The sequence below is a fragment of the Salinivibrio proteolyticus genome, assembly GCF_027286365.1.
GTDB classification, from domain to species: domain Bacteria; phylum Pseudomonadota; class Gammaproteobacteria; order Enterobacterales; family Vibrionaceae; genus Salinivibrio; species Salinivibrio proteolyticus.
The window spans coordinates 1596935-1614524 of the sequence record NZ_CP114584.1 but is presented as its reverse complement, the minus strand read 5'-3'; the positions used below and the strand labels follow the sequence as shown (position 1 = coordinate 1614524).

Sequence of the window (17590 nt, the reverse complement as noted above, 5' to 3'; positions counted from 1 at the left end):
TCGTGACGCCATAACTGGCAGGTTGCCCGGTGGAGACGTCCTGTTACCTGCCGGGTCGCGACTATTTTTTAGCTTGAAGTTGCGCGTTGTGTGACGTGAGCGCAGACACCTCAAGAAGTGGGGCGGCGTCAATATCGTCAGCATTCATCATCGATGATACACGCTGGACTGACGAGAGCAATAATGACTGTTCCCACTCTTCCAAGTTTTGGAAGCGAGAAATAAAGCTTTCTTGCAAAGGTTTCGGCGCTTGCTCGAGTGCCGCTTCACCTTGCTCGGTTAAATGCGCGTGGACTTTACGCTTATCCAGCTCACTGCGCACCCGCACAATCAATCCACGCTTTTCTAAGCGATCAAGGATCGTGGTTGCAGTGGCTTGGCTCATGTTGGTGTGCGTGGACAGTTTTCGAATGGTCACTTGACCTAATTCTTTGATAGCACGCATTAAAACCAGCTGAGGACCTGTAATGCCAGAGACTTTGTTGAGTTTGCGTGAGTGCAGGTCAATCGCTCGGATGATTTGCCGCAGCGCGACCAGGACTTCTTCGTGTTTTTCCATTCATTAACCTCCACCAGTAAAACAGCGAGCGAAACTTACAATACAAGCAGATGTAGTGCAAAGATATTTAGAGAAAAAACGATGATTTACCGTTTTTTTCTCTGCGAAATAACTCGCCGTCTTTCAGTATATTATAATCGTTAGAGTTCAAATTAAATCTAATTTATTGTTATTTTTAGCTCTTTCAGTGACACAGTGCAAAAAGTACTACTTTGTCACAAACTTTCCTGCCAAACAGGTCCGATCAGCGTTGCAACTGGTTGTATTCAACACTAAGCATAATGGGTCGATCACATAAAGAGAAATAGCGCAAATTGATTGTTGCATTCAGTTACACATTGCTTAAAATCGCTTGCCAATAAAAGAGAATGGTTCTCATAACCATTTGAATCTCACTAGCGAAGGATAAAGGTATTATGGAACTGACCCCTTTTAAGCGTAATCTTATCGCGCTTTCCCTTTTTGCGGCACCTTTAGGTGCACAGGCAGCGACCCAGCAGGATGTTGTTGAGCATTACGCTGACGTTGCTCATGCGGTATTTGCTGATTCACACACAACAGCTATCGCGTTAGAGCAGGCCATCGATGCGTTTGTTGCTAAACCTTCTGAACAAACTCTTCAAGCAGCAAAAAAAGCATGGCTCGATGCGCGTGTACCTTACCAACAATCGGAAGTTTTCCGTTTTGGTAACGCTATTGTCGACGATTGGGAAGGGCAACTCAATGCTTGGCCACTCGATGAAGGCCTGATTGATTATGTTGCTGATGGATATCAAGCGGAATTAGGTAATGCGGGCGCGACGGCCAATATTATTGCTAACCAGTCCATTCAAATTGGTGCCACTAAGCTCGACGTTGCTGAGATCACACCTGACTTGCTGGCAAGTTTGAATGAAGTGGGTGGGTCAGAAGCAAATGTGGCGTCTGGATATCACGCGATTGAGTTTTTGCTGTGGGGACAAGATTTACATGGCACCCAAGCAGGCGCCGGTGAGCGTCCTTACACCGACTTTGCCTACGGTGAAGCATGTACGCACGGAAACTGCGACCGTCGTCGTGACTATCTGAAAGCGGCGGCCGATCTGTTGGTCGATGATTTGGCGTGGATGCGCGACCAATGGGCGGAAGGAAATAAAGACAACTATCGTGCGACTTTGCTGGCAGACTCAAGCGAAAATGGCTTGCGTAAAATGCTGTTTGGTATGGGATCACTGTCTTTGGGTGAGCTTGCCGGTGAGCGTATGAAAGTGGCACTGGAAGCGAACTCAACTGAAGATGAGCATGATTGCTTCTCAGACAACACACACAACTCGCACTTTTACAACGAGCAAGGTATTTACAATGTTCTGACGGGCTCCTATCAGCGTGTGGATGGTGGTGAACTGACTGGCCCTTCGATTTTGGATCTGGTTGCGGAAAAAGACCCACAAGCGGCAAAAGAGATCAAAGCGAGCTTTGACAAAGCCCACCAACAAGTCAAAACCTTGGTTGTGTCGGCTGAGCAAAACAACGTGCATTTTGACCAGTTGATTGCCGCGGGCAACACCGAGGGTAATGCGTTAGTTAATCAATCAATTTTTGCGCTGGTTGATCAAACCAAGCACATTGAACGTGCCGCCAAACTGATTGGTATTGATAACCTCAACCCAGATACCGCGGATCACCAATTCTAATTTAGCCGCGAAAGACAAGCCCCGTTCAGCGGGGCTTTTTGCTTTGTCAGGATACACTATGAAGCCCTATGTCATTGCTTATCTCAGTGCAGCGTGTATAAGTGCGTTGTACCTTCCTTCCAGCCTTGCATTTGAACGCACCTCGGGTGGCAGTACCACTGTTATCAAAGAAGGGCAGAATGCCTTTTCACAGCCAGCCGCTAACCTTCCGATGAGTGAGCGCATCGATTTTAGCGTCGGCAACAGTTTTTTTCGAAATCCCTGGGTAAGTTCGCCAGCATCTACGGATGCGCGAGATGGACTGGGACCTTTATTCAATACCAATGGTTGCCAAAACTGCCACATTAAAGATGGTCGTGGTCATCCGCCCCAAGCGGGGGATATTAACGCGGTTTCGATGTTAGTGCGGCTAAGCGTACCGGCGTTGAGTGACGCGGAAAGACAAAAGCTGATCCAGTACGGCAATATTCCCGAGCCAAATTACGGTGGCCAGTTACAAGACTTCGCGCTGCCGGGCGCCAAACCAGAAGGAAAAGTGACACTCTCTTACCAGCCAGTAACGGTCACATTCGAAGACGGTGAATCGGTGACACTGCGAAAACCTAACATTGCGATCACCGATTTAAACTACGGCCCTATGGCTGAGAATGTGCAGATGTCTGCACGCATTGCGCCGCCCATGATTGGACTGGGACTGCTTGAGTCGATTGCCGCTGAGGATATCTACGCGCTGGCCGACCCCAGTGATGATAATGGCGATGGGATTTCAGGACGGGCAAACCAAGTCTGGGACGTCGAACAAGGGCGTACCGCACTGGGTCGCTTTGGCTGGAAAGCCGGTTTGCCAACTGTTAAGCAACAAAATGCAGCGGCCTTTAACGGTGATGTCGGCCTCACGACCTCCATGTTCCCGCATCACAATTGCATGCCTTCTCAATCCGTTTGTGAGGATATGCCAAATGGAGGAACGCCGGAGGTAAGTGACAATATTCTCTCGTTTGTTACCTTTTATGCTCGCCATCTTGCCGTGCCAGCGCGCCGTAATATGCAAGATCCTAGTGTAAAACAAGGACAGGCGCTGTTCGCTGAAGCGGGCTGCCATGCATGTCATGTCCCGACTTTTACCACCCAAAAGCGGCCTGACTTACCGGCATTGAGCGAGCAGACCATTCATCCGTATACGGATTTGCTGTTGCATGACATGGGAGAGGGGCTTGCCGACCACCGCGGCGAGTTTATTGCCAACGGCCGAGAGTGGCGTACTGCCCCGCTTTGGGGAATTGGCTACACCAAAGAAGTTAGCCCAGAAGCAACATACCTTCACGATGGACGCGCGCGTACCCTGATGGAAGCGATTTTATGGCATGATGGTGAAGCCGCGACAGCCAAACAGGCGGTACTAGGCATGTCTAAAACAGAGCGTGATGCCTTGGTTGCTTTCTTACGCTCATTATAACGGTATTAACTAACACGATTATTGGAGTCATATCGCATGCGTTTTCGACTCAATGCTGTGGCGGTGCTCTCTGTGAGCGCCACGCTATGGCTAACGGGGTGTTTATCCCAAACCGAGACAGGGCCTAATCATGGCTTGTGGCAGCTGCAAAAACAACGCAGTGAGCATTTTAAACAAACGGCAGCGCAACTTGCCTCAACCACAGCGGCGGTATGTGATGATCGCGCAACTGTGGTAGAGGCTCGTGCGGCATGGCAAACCACAATGGCGGCGTGGATGCCGCTACAAGGGGTAGAAAAGGGATCGGAGCAAGCGCTCGCACAAAGTTGGCGCATCCAATTCTATCCGGATAAGAAAAACACCACCGGACGCAAAATTAATGCGTTGCTTGCTGCGGATAAAACATGGCAAGCGAATGATTTGGCCGAGCAAAGCGTCGCGGTCCAAGGTGTTGGTGCAATGGAATGGCTGCTTTATGACGCCCAAGCGGACATGCGTGATGCCAAACAATGTCAGCTCGCGAAAGCGGTGAGTGGCCGATTATCGCAAACTGCCAGTGCCCTGAATGACGCTTGGCAGCAAAATCCGTGGCAGGGCATGCCCCCATCGATGGCGATGGCGGAAAAACTTGGTGCATTGAACCACCAGTTAGATTACGTAATGAAGAAGCTTTCAAACCCATTGGGTAAGCCGGGTTTTCCCAACCCGTACCAAGGCGAAGCATGGCGTTCTCGCCATTCGTTAGCGCTATTAGGCGAGAGTATTCAAGCGATGCAGGCGATGTATCATGCTGATGGTGGTATTGAGCAGGCACTGCGCGAGCGTGGTTATGAGAAGGTCGCGGATCGGGTTAGCGAGCATTGGCAGCTTGCCTATGACAGTGTGCCGACGGACGGGGTGCCACTGTTTGAGCGCCTTAATAGCGTTGACGGGTATCGCGATATGCTCACGGTGTACAATAACTTGGAATACCTCAAGTTAGTGCTAAATGGGCAGGTCGCGCAAGATTTGGGTATCGTTGTAGGGTTTAATGCCACCGATGGAGACTAGTCTTAAACGTCGCCGTTTGCTTAAAGCGGCCTTAATGGGCGCGGCGCTTCCTTCCGTCGTGAGCTTAGTGGCAGGCTGTAGCGAAAAAGAATCGCAAAAGACCTGCACCTTGCTGGGCTGTGCCTTGAGCACGGATGGCTCTTACGCGGTGGTGGGCGCTGATGATACCGGCCAGCCGCTATTTCGTCTGCCGTTACCAGATCGTGGTCATGGTGTCGCAGCCCAGCGTCGTCACGTAGGCAGTTTGGCCGTGGCGTTTGCGCGTCGTCCCGGTGATTTCATGCAGGTTTTTGATTATCAACGTGGAGTGACCTTGTCACAAGTTGATGCCGAGCCGGATCGTTATTTCTATGGCCACGGTGCTATCTCTGACGATGGCCAATGGTTGTATACCACAGAAGGAAAACGCCAAACCAGCGAAGGCGTGATTGGTGTGTATCGCTTGTCATCCGACGGTCAAGTGAGCAAGGTGCGTGAGATCAGTGGTTTTGGTATCGGCCCCCATGAAGTAGCCCTGTACGATGCGAAAACGCTGGTGGTAGGGGTTGGCGGTATGCACACGGATGGCCGTACAGTATTGAACATCAACGAGATGCAGCCTGCGTTAGTCTACCTCGACATTGCCAGTGGTGAAGTCGTTGAGCGTGCCGAGTTGGCAAATAAAAAGCTCAGCATTCGGCATCTTATGGTGTCTCATGATGGTTATGTGGCCACCGGCCAACAGTATCACGGTGATGATAATGCTCCGTTGGTAGCGATCCATCGCCGCGGCGAGCCCATGCGACAGCTCACTGCAGAACCAGAGCAGTGGGCGCGATTTAACAATTACGTTGCCAGTATTGCGACCTTAAATGGTTGGATTGTGGCGACCTCTCCGCGAGGAAATTGTTATGGGATCTGGTCACTCGACAGTGGCGAGATGATCGGTCTTCACCCGTTGGTCGATGCGTCCGGGGCGAGTCGCGATGGCGATGTGATCAACCTTAGCTCTGGAGGAGGAAAAATGGTCACGCTGAATACCGCACACACGCCGGATTATCATATGACACCGGTGCGTTGGGATAACCACTGGATAACACTGGTGTAATCTTTCTCGGGTAAAATCAAATATCGGCAGCATCGTTTTGCTGCCGTTTTTTGTGCCATATTCCTGCCGCAAAGCGATAAAAATCAGACTATCATTTTGCTTCTGTCAGGCGAAATTTTGCCATAATTAAAGCATGGAGTAGGAGGGGTGTATGAAAATAAGGCCGGACGCCTATTTGGCTAACCTTCTGATTGTATTCAGCTTAATGTTATCGCCTGTCCATGCGGCATCGCCTAACAGTAGTAGCAGTGTGCGGTTTTTGACCGAATCAGCCGGACAGTCTTTGTCAGCCGATGAGCATCATAAACGCGCCTATCAGCATGCCCGAGATTGGCTGCAAGCGGCCGCGCCGGATGCCACTGTGCTCGCCTATCCTGATCTACTCACCCGCGACTATCTGGAACACGGATTCGTTTTGCTGTGGGAGCGAGACGATGCGCGCTATGAACTCGAAACACAAGTGAACGTCATTTCACTTGCTGGGATCAGCCCCGAGTTTGAATGGCGAGCATGGCAATTACGCCAGCTTCGCGAGCAAGGCCAAGATTTGGCATACGATGTGTTTGCGACCGATACCCTCTATGCACTCCTCAGCTATCAGGCCGCTATTCCCCAGAAAGGAAAACAATGGTTTTTTGGCGCTCAACATCGCGCGCCACTTCCGGCGCCTGCTTTGCCCGTCCGGGAACAGGTATTTCAGGCTGGGTTAGACCATACGCTTTACGCCTTTTTATACCATCGTCGCCCAGCTAATCAGCAATATCGCGCGTTAGTGACCGAAATTATCCGGCTACAACAAGATGCGAACCAACTTTGGCCAACGGTGGCATTAAACGGATTAGTCAGACCCAATGAGGCGGTAGCGACAACCTTTGCGTTGAATTTGGTAGAAAATCTGCGGCGACAAGGGTTTTGGGGGGAAGATCAACGGCTACAAGCGATTGATGGGCACAGCGTTCGTTATGGCGGTGATTTGTTGGCGGCTGTGCGCGAATTCCAAGGGCAACATGGACTGACGGTGGATGGCATCATTGGTCCATCGACGGCACGATGGCTAAATCGTGATGCGCAAGACCGTATTCGATTGCTCGCGCTCAACGCTGAGCGGCTTCGCCTATGGCCGGATAATCAGCCGAATCGTATTGTGGTCAATATTCCCGATTACCGGATGACCTTATGGTTTGACGATCAAAGTGTGTTTGAAAGTAAGGTCGTGGTCGGACGTACATCGCGCCGTACACCATTGTTTTCGTCTCGGCTTGATTCGGTAGTGCTTAACCCCAGCTGGAATGTGCCGCAAAGCATTGTGCGACGGGATATTTTGCCAAAGTTAGCGCGCGATGAGTCTTACCTCAGCCAAAACCATTATCGAATTCTGCCTGATTGGCACAGCGATCAAAGCATCGATCCAACCACTATTGACTGGCAGCAAGTGCGGGTTGATGGGTTTCCTTATCGCTTGCAGCAAGCGCCGGGCAAGCTAAATGCCTTGGGACGATTTAAATTTAACACCCCTAATCGCAATGCGATTTATCTGCACGATACGCCGGCACGCAGCTTGTTTAGCAAATCACGCCGCGCGTTTAGCTCCGGCTGCATTCGGGTGGAATATGCCGAGGAGCTGGCCAATGTGCTGCTCGATTTGTCAGGGCAACGTTTGACCGACTATCAAACCTATCTGGATGCGACGCAAACCAAGTGGATCAGTTTGCGTCGCCCACTCGCCGTACAAACCATATATCAAACGGCGTGGGTGACGGAAGGTGGGCGCGTTGCATTTCGAGATGATGTTTACGCCTATGACACCAAACCTAATCGAGATGTCACGACGCGGGAGCCGAGTTATTTGACTCAGCAGCGGCCGCTACAACAAAACGAACATACTCAGTAGTCCTAATAAGCATCCAGAAGCGGGCGGTCTCTACATAGACGACTGAGGCTAAGCGGCACGAGAGTGTCGCGCCGCTGCATAACGCTGAGGTCTATTCGGTTTGATGGGCCAAATGAGGGGCGATATAGCGCTGATAGCGTTTAGCTTTAAGCTTGGTTAAATCAACGAGGACCAAACCATCAATACAGTCGGCAAAGTCAGGATCGACGCCGAAATCTAAAAACTGTACGCCGCCAGGCTCGCATAACTCACTGTACTGTTTGTACAAAGTCGGGATCCCGACGCCAAGGTGATCCAACAGCATTTTGAGCTGTTTGAGATCCCGCTGATAATCATCGCCACTAAAATGGGCAAGTAATTCACTCTCTTTCGCCGCCGCCAAACGGTAGGGGCGTTTAGAGCGTGCGTAATCACTGTCTCCGGCAAAATAGGTACGGTAGAAAAAGATCAGCAACTCTTTGGCTGCTTGTGGCATGGCGTTGCTGATAGTCACTGGGCCAAATAAATATCGATACTGAGGACGCTGGGCCAACAGGGCACCAATACCAAGCCATAGATAGTCGAGACTGCGCTTGCCCCAATACTTGGGCTGCACAAAACTGCGGCCCAGTTCCAATCCCTGAGCAAGAAAAGGCTGCATACCTTGCTCAAAGTCAAACAAGCTGGCGCTGTAGATCCCCTCTATTCCTTGAGCTGCCACGGTTTTTTGGGTATCACACAGCCGATATGCACCGACAATATCCAGCTCGACCGGATCCCAGAGCACAAGGTGCCAATAATGCTGATCGAATTTATCGAGATCGCGTCGAGCTCCTGTCCCTTCTCCGACAGCGCGAAAGGCGACTTCGCGTAAACGCCCAATTTCTCGCATGATGGGTGAGTCGGCTTGATAGTCGATGAGAAAGATCAACTTACCATCGGGGGTCTCTCCCAGCTTTTCACTGGTTTCTAGCGCACGCTTGAGATCTAACCGCGGTTCAGGAGCGGCAATTGCAGCTTCGGTGGGGAATAAACCGGGCTTACCTTTTCCCAATCGGTAGAGGTGTTTGTGAAATAGCTTTACCCGTGTTCTCACCGGGAGATTGGCACTGGGACTGTAGCTATGGTGTGGGATCATTTCACCAATGGTAAAGACGATGGTTTTATTCTCTTGGCGGAACATTTCCTCTACCAAGAGTAAGGTCGACAAGGGTTTGTACACCATGGACGCGCCATAAAAGGTGGCAGAGTTTCGTCCGTCAACATGAATAGGAAGGATTGGGGCCTTGGCTTTGGTTGCCATCCGTAAAAAGCCTTGTTGCCATGGTCCATCTTTAATGCCAGAAGGCGCGACGCGCGACACTTCACCGGCTGGGAAGATAATTAGCGCGCCGTCGTTATCGAGCCATTGATTGATGTTTTGGAGGTTCTCTTTTGGGGTACGACCGCCCATGTTGTTGACGGGGAGCAGACACGAATGCAAAGGAGTAATTTGCATAAGAAGCTCGTTCGCGATCACTTTTACATCAGGACGTACCGAACGCACCATTTTTAGCAATGCCAAGCCGTCTAACGATCCAATCGGATGGTTGGCGATAATGACCACGCGCCCCGATTCAGGAATGCGCTCTTTTTCACGATCACTGACGCGGTAGCTGAAATTAAAGTAATCTAGTACCTGCTCGACAAACTCAAACCCTTGTAGGTGAGGGTAACGGTGGGCGAAATCGTGGAACTCCTGCTCGTGTAACAGTCGTCGCAACGTTTTAATCATGGGGCGTTTAAGCCATGCGCGTTGCTCCAGTTTGGGGTAATTCGAAGCTAATACCTTATCAACATCAAACATAGTCAACCTTGCGTCCAGAACCGTGCTCATGCACTGTTTGGTTAGACGTTAAAAACGACATTTGCTTACATCCTCACAGTCTTTAGTGCGAACTCATCGCACATAACGCGGTAAAGATCACAAAATAGCCGCTATCTATGGTTGGTGGGGGTCACCATCACCGTATAGGCATCAATGCTAGGTAGGAAAGGTGACAACGGCTTGGCAGCACAGTTGCAAACTCATGACAGCATGGCATAGTGAGGCCCATATTCATTAGCGTAGACAGAGACGGTTGTGTGTGACACGGCCTCGCGAATAAAAGGGATCTCTCATGGCGTTGCATTACGAGATTGTGCCAGTTACGGCATTTCAACAAAATTGCTCCATCATTTGGTGTGATAAAACCAAGCAAGCTGCCGTTGTCGATCCGGGTGGTGATATTGCGAAAGTGCGCCAAATGATTCATGCACTTGACGTTACAGTAACGAAAATTTTGCTGACTCATGGCCACCTTGATCATGTGGGCGGAACGGTTGAGCTTGCCAAAGCGTTAGATATTCCAGTGATTGGGCCGCATAAAGAAGATGCATTTTGGCTGCAAGCCTTGCCTGCACAGGCGCAGATGTTTGGCTTTGCGCATGCCGAGCCGTTTGAGCCAGACCAATGGCTTGAACAAGGCGATACGGTGACGGTTGGAGAAGGACAATTATCGGTATTATTTACTCCGGGCCACACGCCAGGCCATATTGTTTTTGTGGACGAGCAAGGTCGTACAGCGTGGGTTGGCGATGTGCTATTCAATGGCGGGATTGGCCGCACTGATTTTCCGAAAGGCGATCACGCAACCTTGATCAATGCCATCAAAAACACCTTATTGCCGGTGGGGGACGATGTGACTTTCATTCCGGGTCATGGCCCGACGTCCACGCTGGGGCATGAGCGACAAACCAACCCCTTCCTGACCGGGGCGTTTTAGCGCCGTTCGATAGGTAACTGCGCTCGTCGCTGTCACTCTTGGGCGGCGGCGAGATAGCGTCGCGTCACGCCTACAAAATCCTCCAACGGCCTATCCAATAAATCTTCACTGACAAAAATGTCATAGCCAAGAAGCTCGCGAGTATAACGCATGCGATTGGCGAGCATCGCCATCAGCCCTTTGTATAGGATACCGTTTTCACCGCGATATGGCGTATCGTCAAACATCATATCTTCAAGTGGTTTACTGGGCTTACTGGGGGCACGGCGATAGGCGGTAATTAACAGGGCGCGCTGAGTCATAATAATATGCGTGACCATGCGCAGGCTGATCCCCTCGAGGAGAGCGTCATAGTGCTTGATTTTAATCCCCACCCAGGGGAGAGGCTCACTGATCCCCTCTTGCCGATAAACCTGTGGAATACCGATAGCTGCGATATTTTTCCACTTTAGTGCCCACCCCCCGCGAAAGCTATGATGCTGTAGGTGCATAAAAGAGAGGGAAAAGGAGAGTTGTACGCGCTGTAGCAACTTATTGATGGTGAAAAAAATGGCGATAATGGCGATTAATCCCAGTACGCCTTGGCCGAATGACAAGGTGGGTTGGATCAGAAAAAAACAAACTAACCCGAATGCAACCGCCATGGCTGCGAGCATACTCCACCGAGCGGCTTCAAATTGCGGAGGATAGATTTTAACCGTTTTTAGCGCGTCCATGATCCTACGTGCAACCTGTGGGTAAAAAATCAGCGATGTCAGCGCTCCACTTTGCGGGTGGATGTGCCAACGGGCGACACTCTGTCTCGAGTCGAAAACGTCTCTTCTTTTAACCAGTATACGTGGAAAGTGCCTGATTAGTTTGCCTAAAAAACACTGGATTGGTAAACATTTGTCGCGGAATATCACGATCTTTACGCGTACTCGGGCACACTTACCTACAAAAGAGCGTCAAAATTTGGTATAAAACGCGCTTTGTTTTTCACCCGCTGCATTCAGAGGCTCTGAACGTAGTGCATCGGAGTAGGATGATTGAATGAAAATCTCTCACAAGCGTAAGGTACAATTCAAACTGAACAAGCGTGTAAAGGCAACGTCGCCAGCACGTCAGCGTCCAGTTAAAACTCAGCCAGTTGCCGCAGAAAAGCCTGCACCTGCCGCCGCGCCAGCAGCTGCTGCAAGCGTCTCAGTGTCACTCACGCCAAAGCAACAACAGGTGCTTGATATTGTACAAGCCAACCCAGAAGGGATTAATCCTAAAGGCATCGGTTTGGCTGCCGGTCAAGAAGATAGCAAAGCCGCCTCTTGGGCGACAGGCGCGCTGAAAAAACTCACCGAAGAGGGTGTGGTGGAGCGTGTGCAAGTGGCATCTAACAAGGTTATCTACAAAGCCTGTTAATCGCATTTGCTGGCCCGCTTAAGCTGCTGATGGCATCGATGCCATTAGCGTTTAAGCGGGTTACTCTCCCCACAGACCTTCTTATACGCTTTTCTTATTTTTATGTGGCAACAACGTGAATAATGCAGTGATTTTTCATTGAGTTGTTCTTTTATTGTTAAAAAAATCTTGTCATTATTACGCATTCGCGTGATTAAAGCTTGATCAGACGCAAAATACTGTATGATCTTCCAGACATCTGTTTAAAACTGCATATAGTAGAGGGACGTCAGTTTTCTTTCTCTGTCTGGAGGTAAAAGCCATGGAAGCGCTGTCTACCCAGCTGAAAACACCGACTGAAGTCGTTTTCGACTACACCCATTTTCTATGCGAAGAACAACAGCCCAACTGGACGTTTGTCGACATATTTCGCAGTTTGTTGCCTGCATTTAATACGGTGCTTGAGCATCACGCCCAACAGGCATTGACCGCCCAAGATCGTCTGCATCAGCAAGCGGCGCAGGTACTCTCATTTCGCAATACAGATACGGTTAACTTGGTGCGCCTGGCCAAATTGGCTCAACAGCAAAGTATTCGCGAGCTAACCATTTTGATGCCGTATGCACTGGACTACCGTCAAATGGAAGCGATTAGCGACCAAACGGGTGCACTGTTGGAGTACAGCAACGAAAATCGTGAGTGGGTACGCCTCACTTTTCCTTCTGTTTAACGTCTCGACGAATTGCTTCAATGGCAGTGCAACACGGCTGGATTTACAAACGCCACCCACTGTGTCCCTGTTTCATAGTGAGTGATTTTCTCGGCTTGCGGTGAAAAGGCCAACACAGCGCAAGAGGTATTCGCTTTCACAGCACCTTCCACGAGTGCGCAGTCATCGTAACCGTTGCGGCTGCGGATCACTCTCACTTGATCAGGATGAATTCCCCATTGCTGAAGATGTTTGGCCGTAAATGTACGCGGTGGATTGATGACAGTGATCCATTTGGGCTGTCGTGCCTTGAGCGCTAATGCTCGCATCATCGCTTGCCAATGAGTTTGTCGTGCATCTTGCATCGCATATGTGGCGGTGTGTGTTAACGGCGCGGTATTGGTTGCGTGATGTACGGACGTAATATTGGTAAGAGCTGATGTCGTGTACATGCGGATACCTGTATATATAATCAATACTGTATAAAAGAACAGTATTATTAAATCTGACCGTTGGCAAGTTGTCTGATGATTAATTTGTGATCAGGATCGTTATCTCTATCGTGTTGTGATCGGAAAGGAGATAGTCGAACAAGGAGCGTTCGTGAACAAAACGACACTGTTTTGTAGGGGCGAGGTATCGGCCACCTCTCTGCATCATCAGGGAATTCAGATATAATCAAGGACTTTTAAATTGAGTCGGAGAGAGCATGGAGCAAGAGTTTTGGCATCAACGTTGGGCCGAAAATCAAATTGGCTTTCATCGCGATAGCGTACACCCCATGTTGATGGCGTATTGGTCTGCACTAAACCCGCGTTTGGACGAGGAAGTGCTGGTTCCGTTGTGTGGTAAGTCTATCGATTTGAATTGGCTAGCCGAGCGTCATGAGCGTGTGGTTGGGGTAGAGCTTAGTGATATCGCGGTGCGCGCTTTTTTCTCTGAAAACCTTTACACACCGCAAGTGTATACGGCACCTTCTGGACACACGCATTATTGCTTTGACGAATTAGAGTTGATCAGTGGTGATTTCTTTACTGCGCGTTTGCAGCCGGCACCGTTAATTTATGATCGGGCGGCGTTAGTGGCAATGCCACCATCGATGCGTCAGCAGTATGTTGATCGCGTCACTTCCTTACTGGCCCCAGGTGGTCGCATGTTGCTTGTCACTCTGTTTTATCCACAAAGTGATGATCATCCGCCATTCTCTCTGGATGAACAGCTGGTTAGACAGACCTATCAAGGTATGAAAGTAACCTTGCTCGATACCTGTACCGAACCCTGTGGTGAGCGAGGGGAGCAAGTCTGGCTGATTCAAGCCGCTGAATAATGATAAAAAAGGGCCATCAGGCCCTTTTTCTATCGAGTACGTTACGCTGGTTTGGCTTTGGTGGCGTGATACTGACGGGATTCCCAGTGCGTGATAAAGAACACGGCGGCGATAATAATGCCGGCCCCTAACCATAATCGACCGGGTGGAACCCAGCTAAAGACTAACCAGCCAAATAACACATTTAACGGCAATTTGGCGTGATCAAACGGCTGAACAAATGAAGCATCTGCAACGGCATAGGCCTTGGCGATGGCCCATTGGGCTAAGGCGGTGAGCAGGCCAGCACCGATCAGCATCCACCATGCTGTCGCACTTGCTGGTAGCGTCCAATCCGGTACGGCAAGCACCAAATTAAAAGGCGTGATCAATAGCAACAGGTAGACCACCATAGTTGTTGGCGGATCATAGGCGGATAAACGTTTGACCATCAGCGAATAGGTGGCCCAAAAAAACGCAGCGCCGACAGGCAATAAGGTGGCCCACGTAAATCCTTCTGACCAAGGCTCCAAGATAATCATCGCACCACAGAAACCCGCGAGGGTTGCTAAGCTGCGAGCGATACCGACACGTTCTCGTAAAAATAACCCAGAACCGATGGTGGCAAATAAGGGAGAAGTCATCAGTAGAGCAATACCTTGCCAAATCGGTACAGGGTAGGCGAGGGCCCACAGCCACAGTTGAATGCCAATCACCGAGATAAACACGCGCAGACAGTGTTTTCCTAAATGTTCTGTTTTTAATGCGTGGCGTACACCCAGCTGTTTCAGCCACGGGATCATGGCAACCAGTGCGATCGCATATTGAATAAAGGCAACGGTGGTTGACGGCAAGCCGAGTTTAAAACTGACGTATTGTGAGAGGCTATTAACCAGCGCAAAACAGAGGCCGGCGATCAACATCCAGGCAGCACCTTGGATGGGATTATGAATTTGTTTCATCGCTGTGGTTATCCGAAAAAAGATGCTCGGATAGTAGCGTAAAACAGGCCGCAGAGCGACTAGAAATCAATGCGGCCTTATGTTTTGTATTAAGCTCTTAACCCTGCATATAACAAGGGAATGTCGGGATTAATGGCATCCAAGCTTGCTTGAGTGTCGGCCAGATGACTCACGGTGCTGTTTACTACTTCGGCTAATGCCACAGAGGCAATCTTATCCCACGAGTAGCCCGCCATATTGGCGGCAATTAAAGCAACTTGAAGCGGAGGCAAACTCGGATTAAAGGCCGCATTCTCGGCATACATTCCTTTAAATACACGGCCATCGCTTGTTTCAATCGCGACACCGCTGTAGTTGCCCGAATAAGGTGCATGGCTAATGTTCGCCGCTTCAACGGCTTGTTTAAGCAGAGGATCGTCAATATCGTCCGCCGTTAAGCCTTGCGTTTGGTCAGCAAGCAGTCGCGCTTCAATACCTAGGTCGGCAGGGCCAAATGCTTCGGGAAGATAAGCGTGCAGTGATTTAGCGTCCGATTTAGGCAGTTGAATCACTAAGTCCTCAGCACCATTTAACTCGTTCATAAACTGGCGACAATGGCCGCAAGGACTGTAATTAATGGTGATGTCGGTTAAGCGCGTCGCCCCTTTGGTCCATGCGTGGCTGATCGCAGCTTGCTCTGCATGCACGGTTTGTCCGAGTTGAACGCCAGTCAGTTCGATATTTGCACCTAGGTATAACGTACCATCTTCTCCTCTGACAATCGCCCCAACATTGAAACGAGAAATGGGTGTCACAGCATAGGCTGCGGCCAGCGGGAGTAAAGCAAGGCGCAATGCCGCGCCAGACAGGCCACTCGCGGCTTCCATATCTGCCACTTGCGCTTGCGTAAAGGTCGCATCAAACGCCGATGCGTGAAGCCATTCCGAGACGGTGCTCTGTAGTGAGTCTGGCAATTGTGTCAGTGCGTCAATGAGTGCGGTTCGCATAGCATCACTTCTAAATGGTTAACGGCCTATCAGTGTAGAGAAGCGATCTTGATAAATGTGTGAGTAATATCACGCATACAATGCAAATATAATCTTGTTGCTCAAACTTAGAGTGACGTCAACATTTTTAAGCCTGTAAATACAGTCACTATGATTGATTTTAAATACAGTCGCGAAGCTTGCTATTCCGGTTGCCAGTCCACGTAGGGGCGATGAACTTTATAATACTCACGCGCTAAAGCGCCACTGTCACGCAGGCGAGTGATCAACGCGGTGAGGTAGGCATCAATGGCCTGACCTTTCTCTCCTTTGGGGATCACAAATACATCTTGAAAATCAGCAAAATGTGCGCGGCGAATATTGGTTAGCCCTAACTGCTTGAGCATCATATCGGCTTCTTCTTGTGCCCAAACAAACCCATCAATGCGGCCAGCGGCGAGACGGCGCAAGGATTGTTCAATACTGTGCGAACGCTTGACTTTAAACGGCATGTAATAGGGTACCGCCTCAATCGTATAAGGTTCCGGATTAGCCCATAAGACATCAACGGGGAGGGGATTATTCTTATGGGTATATAAAACATGGGTGACATCGCCAAACGACTCACTGCTAAATGCAAAGGGCAAATCGGTGACTGTTTTCGTTGGGCGCACGGCGGGCAGCATTAAATCGGCACTGCCTTGTACGATGCCATTAATCGCGCGATGAATGGGAAATACGGTGATTTCGATTTGTGTGTTCGGATCTTGGTCATCGAGAAAGCGTACAAAATCCACGAACGGCCCTGACCCGTCAAGGTTTATCAGTCCCGGCAGTTCCCCCATGTGGATCACCAATGTGTGTGGGGGGGCGTCACTGTTCGATGGCTGCGCCTGTATCGGTGACGGCCCTATCAAGAAAAGCACTAACGCGCTGAGCAGAGCGCCGACTCGTCCTGCTTGGATCGACATATTAAGGTTGCCAATCATCATAGGGAGCATGAATTTTCCTGTGTTGCTGCTCTAGCTCACCGCTTTCGATGAGAGGTGTGAGCAATTGGGTTAGGTAGGCATCGATCTCTTCTCCCGCTTCACCTTTCGGGATCATAAAGACATCTTCCATATCAGCGAATAACTCGCGCTTAATATCGGTATAGCCAAGCTCTCTCAACACTTGGTCGGCCTCGGTTTGCGCCCAAATAAAGGCATCTATCCTGCCATTATGCAGCCGTTTGAGTGACTGGCGTATGCTGTGAGAGCGGACCACTTCAAAATCAAAGTCATGAGGAATGGATTCAATAATGTAACCATCTGGATTGGCTTTTAGCAGCGTTGCATTAAGTGGCTTAGATTTATGGGTATAGAGCACGTGAGGTACAACCCCAAAAGAGACAGTGCTAAAGGCAAAGGGTAGGTCACTAATATCTTCTTTTAATGGACGAATAGCGGGGAGCGCGATATCTGCTTGGCCTCGAGAGATATTGTTGATCGCGCGAAAAATTGGATAAATGCTGATCGTGATGTCTGTACTCGGATCTTGGGCGTCGAGATAACGAGCAAAATCGACAAAGGCGCCGGAGCCATCAAAATTAATCAACCCCGGAATTTCTCCCATGTGCAAGGTTATCGTGCGGTTCGCTTCCTGTTGAGCCAATGCTGAGAGACTGATCAACATGGCGACTAGCGTGGCAACAACCAATGATACTGATTTCGTGAGCATAGGCCCCTCCATACAACAAACTGGCTCTGGGCTGTTCGGGTTTACCCAAGCATGTT

General features: G+C 49.9%; 17 protein-coding genes. 9 read left to right on the top strand and 8 right to left on the bottom strand.

The annotated features are described in order from the left end of the window. Window positions 1-61: 61 nt before the first annotated feature. Window positions 62-559, bottom strand: coding sequence for a MarR family winged helix-turn-helix transcriptional regulator (locus N7E60_RS07660; protein WP_069587048.1), 498 nt, complete (start codon window positions 557-559; stop codon window positions 62-64). A 416-nt stretch (window positions 560-975) separates the two neighbouring features. Between N7E60_RS07660 and N7E60_RS07655 the strand changes: the two genes are divergently transcribed. From N7E60_RS07655 to N7E60_RS07635, 5 genes are all read left to right on the top strand, one after another. Then, complete coding sequence (locus tag N7E60_RS07655; RefSeq protein ID WP_269597021.1) at window positions 976-2232, top strand: imelysin family protein; 1257 nt, start codon at window positions 976-978, stop codon at window positions 2230-2232. 58 nt (window positions 2233-2290) lie between these two features. Further along, window positions 2291-3688, top strand: coding sequence for a di-heme oxidoreductase family protein (locus tag N7E60_RS07650; RefSeq protein ID WP_269597019.1), 1398 nt, complete (start codon window positions 2291-2293; stop codon window positions 3686-3688). Between the two features lie 36 nt (window positions 3689-3724). Next, on the top strand, window positions 3725-4738 hold the full coding sequence (locus N7E60_RS07645) for an imelysin family protein (protein WP_269597018.1): 1014 nt from the start codon (window positions 3725-3727) through the stop codon (window positions 4736-4738). Then, window positions 4728-5825: a DUF1513 domain-containing protein gene (locus N7E60_RS07640; protein ID WP_269597017.1), complete on the top strand. Its 1098-nt coding sequence runs from the start codon at window positions 4728-4730 to the stop codon at window positions 5823-5825. The genes N7E60_RS07645 and N7E60_RS07640 overlap by 11 nt, the downstream gene beginning before the upstream one ends. Before the next feature lie 151 nt (window positions 5826-5976). After that, window positions 5977-7716 (top strand): L,D-transpeptidase family protein, encoded by a 1740-nt coding sequence (locus N7E60_RS07635; RefSeq protein WP_269597016.1) that lies wholly within the window; start codon window positions 5977-5979, stop codon window positions 7714-7716. A gap of 91 nt (window positions 7717-7807) precedes the next feature. Here the strand turns inward: N7E60_RS07635 and N7E60_RS07630 are convergent, their stop codons facing one another. Further along, complete coding sequence (locus N7E60_RS07630) at window positions 7808-9541, bottom strand: GNAT family N-acyltransferase (RefSeq protein ID WP_077639441.1); 1734 nt, start codon at window positions 9539-9541, stop codon at window positions 7808-7810. Window positions 9542-9854: 313 nt separating this feature from the next. Here N7E60_RS07630 and N7E60_RS07625 point away from each other — a divergent pair, with 313 nt between their 5' ends. Then, complete coding sequence (locus N7E60_RS07625) at window positions 9855-10499, top strand: MBL fold metallo-hydrolase (RefSeq protein ID WP_069587035.1); 645 nt, start codon at window positions 9855-9857, stop codon at window positions 10497-10499. Window positions 10500-10531: 32 nt separating this feature from the next. Here the strand turns inward: N7E60_RS07625 and N7E60_RS07620 are convergent, their stop codons facing one another. Then, on the bottom strand, window positions 10532-11215 hold the full coding sequence (locus tag N7E60_RS07620) for a DUF2982 domain-containing protein (protein WP_240531886.1): 684 nt from the start codon (window positions 11213-11215) through the stop codon (window positions 10532-10534). Between the two features lie 316 nt (window positions 11216-11531). Between N7E60_RS07620 and N7E60_RS07615 the strand changes: the two genes are divergently transcribed. Both N7E60_RS07615 and N7E60_RS07610 read left to right on the top strand, forming a co-directional pair. Further along, on the top strand, window positions 11532-11894 hold the full coding sequence (locus N7E60_RS07615) for a MarR family transcriptional regulator (protein ID WP_269597015.1): 363 nt from the start codon (window positions 11532-11534) through the stop codon (window positions 11892-11894). Window positions 11895-12195: 301 nt separating this feature from the next. Then, a complete protein-coding gene (locus N7E60_RS07610) occupies window positions 12196-12603 on the top strand; it encodes a hypothetical protein (RefSeq protein WP_069587029.1) in 408 nt (135 codons plus the stop codon). 17 nt (window positions 12604-12620) lie between these two features. On the opposite strand, the gene N7E60_RS07605 is transcribed toward N7E60_RS07610, so the two are convergent. Next, window positions 12621-13034, bottom strand: a complete 414-nt coding sequence (locus N7E60_RS07605; protein WP_269597014.1) for a hypothetical protein — start codon at window positions 13032-13034, stop codon at window positions 12621-12623. 257 nt (window positions 13035-13291) lie between these two features. Between N7E60_RS07605 and N7E60_RS07600 the strand changes: the two genes are divergently transcribed. Next, entirely contained in the window at window positions 13292-13909 is a 618-nt protein-coding gene (locus N7E60_RS07600; RefSeq protein ID WP_269597013.1) for a thiopurine S-methyltransferase, read from the top strand. Window positions 13910-13950: 41 nt separating this feature from the next. On the opposite strand, the gene N7E60_RS07595 is transcribed toward N7E60_RS07600, so the two are convergent. The 4 genes from N7E60_RS07595 to N7E60_RS07580 form a co-directional block, all read right to left on the bottom strand. Beyond that, the gene (locus N7E60_RS07595) at window positions 13951-14850 is read right to left on the bottom strand and encodes a DMT family transporter (protein WP_069587024.1); all 900 of its coding nucleotides are present in this window, start codon (window positions 14848-14850) and stop codon (window positions 13951-13953) included. A gap of 89 nt (window positions 14851-14939) precedes the next feature. After that, on the bottom strand, window positions 14940-15836 hold the full coding sequence (gene cdd, locus N7E60_RS07590) for a cytidine deaminase (protein ID WP_269597012.1): 897 nt from the start codon (window positions 15834-15836) through the stop codon (window positions 14940-14942). Between the two features lie 182 nt (window positions 15837-16018). Then, window positions 16019-16816, bottom strand: coding sequence for a type 2 periplasmic-binding domain-containing protein (locus N7E60_RS07585; RefSeq protein ID WP_269597011.1), 798 nt, complete (start codon window positions 16814-16816; stop codon window positions 16019-16021). Then, window positions 16788-17534 (bottom strand): type 2 periplasmic-binding domain-containing protein, encoded by a 747-nt coding sequence (locus N7E60_RS07580; RefSeq protein ID WP_269597009.1) that lies wholly within the window; start codon window positions 17532-17534, stop codon window positions 16788-16790. Before N7E60_RS07580 ends, N7E60_RS07585 begins: the two co-directional genes overlap by 29 nt. Window positions 17535-17590: the final 56 nt, after the last annotated feature.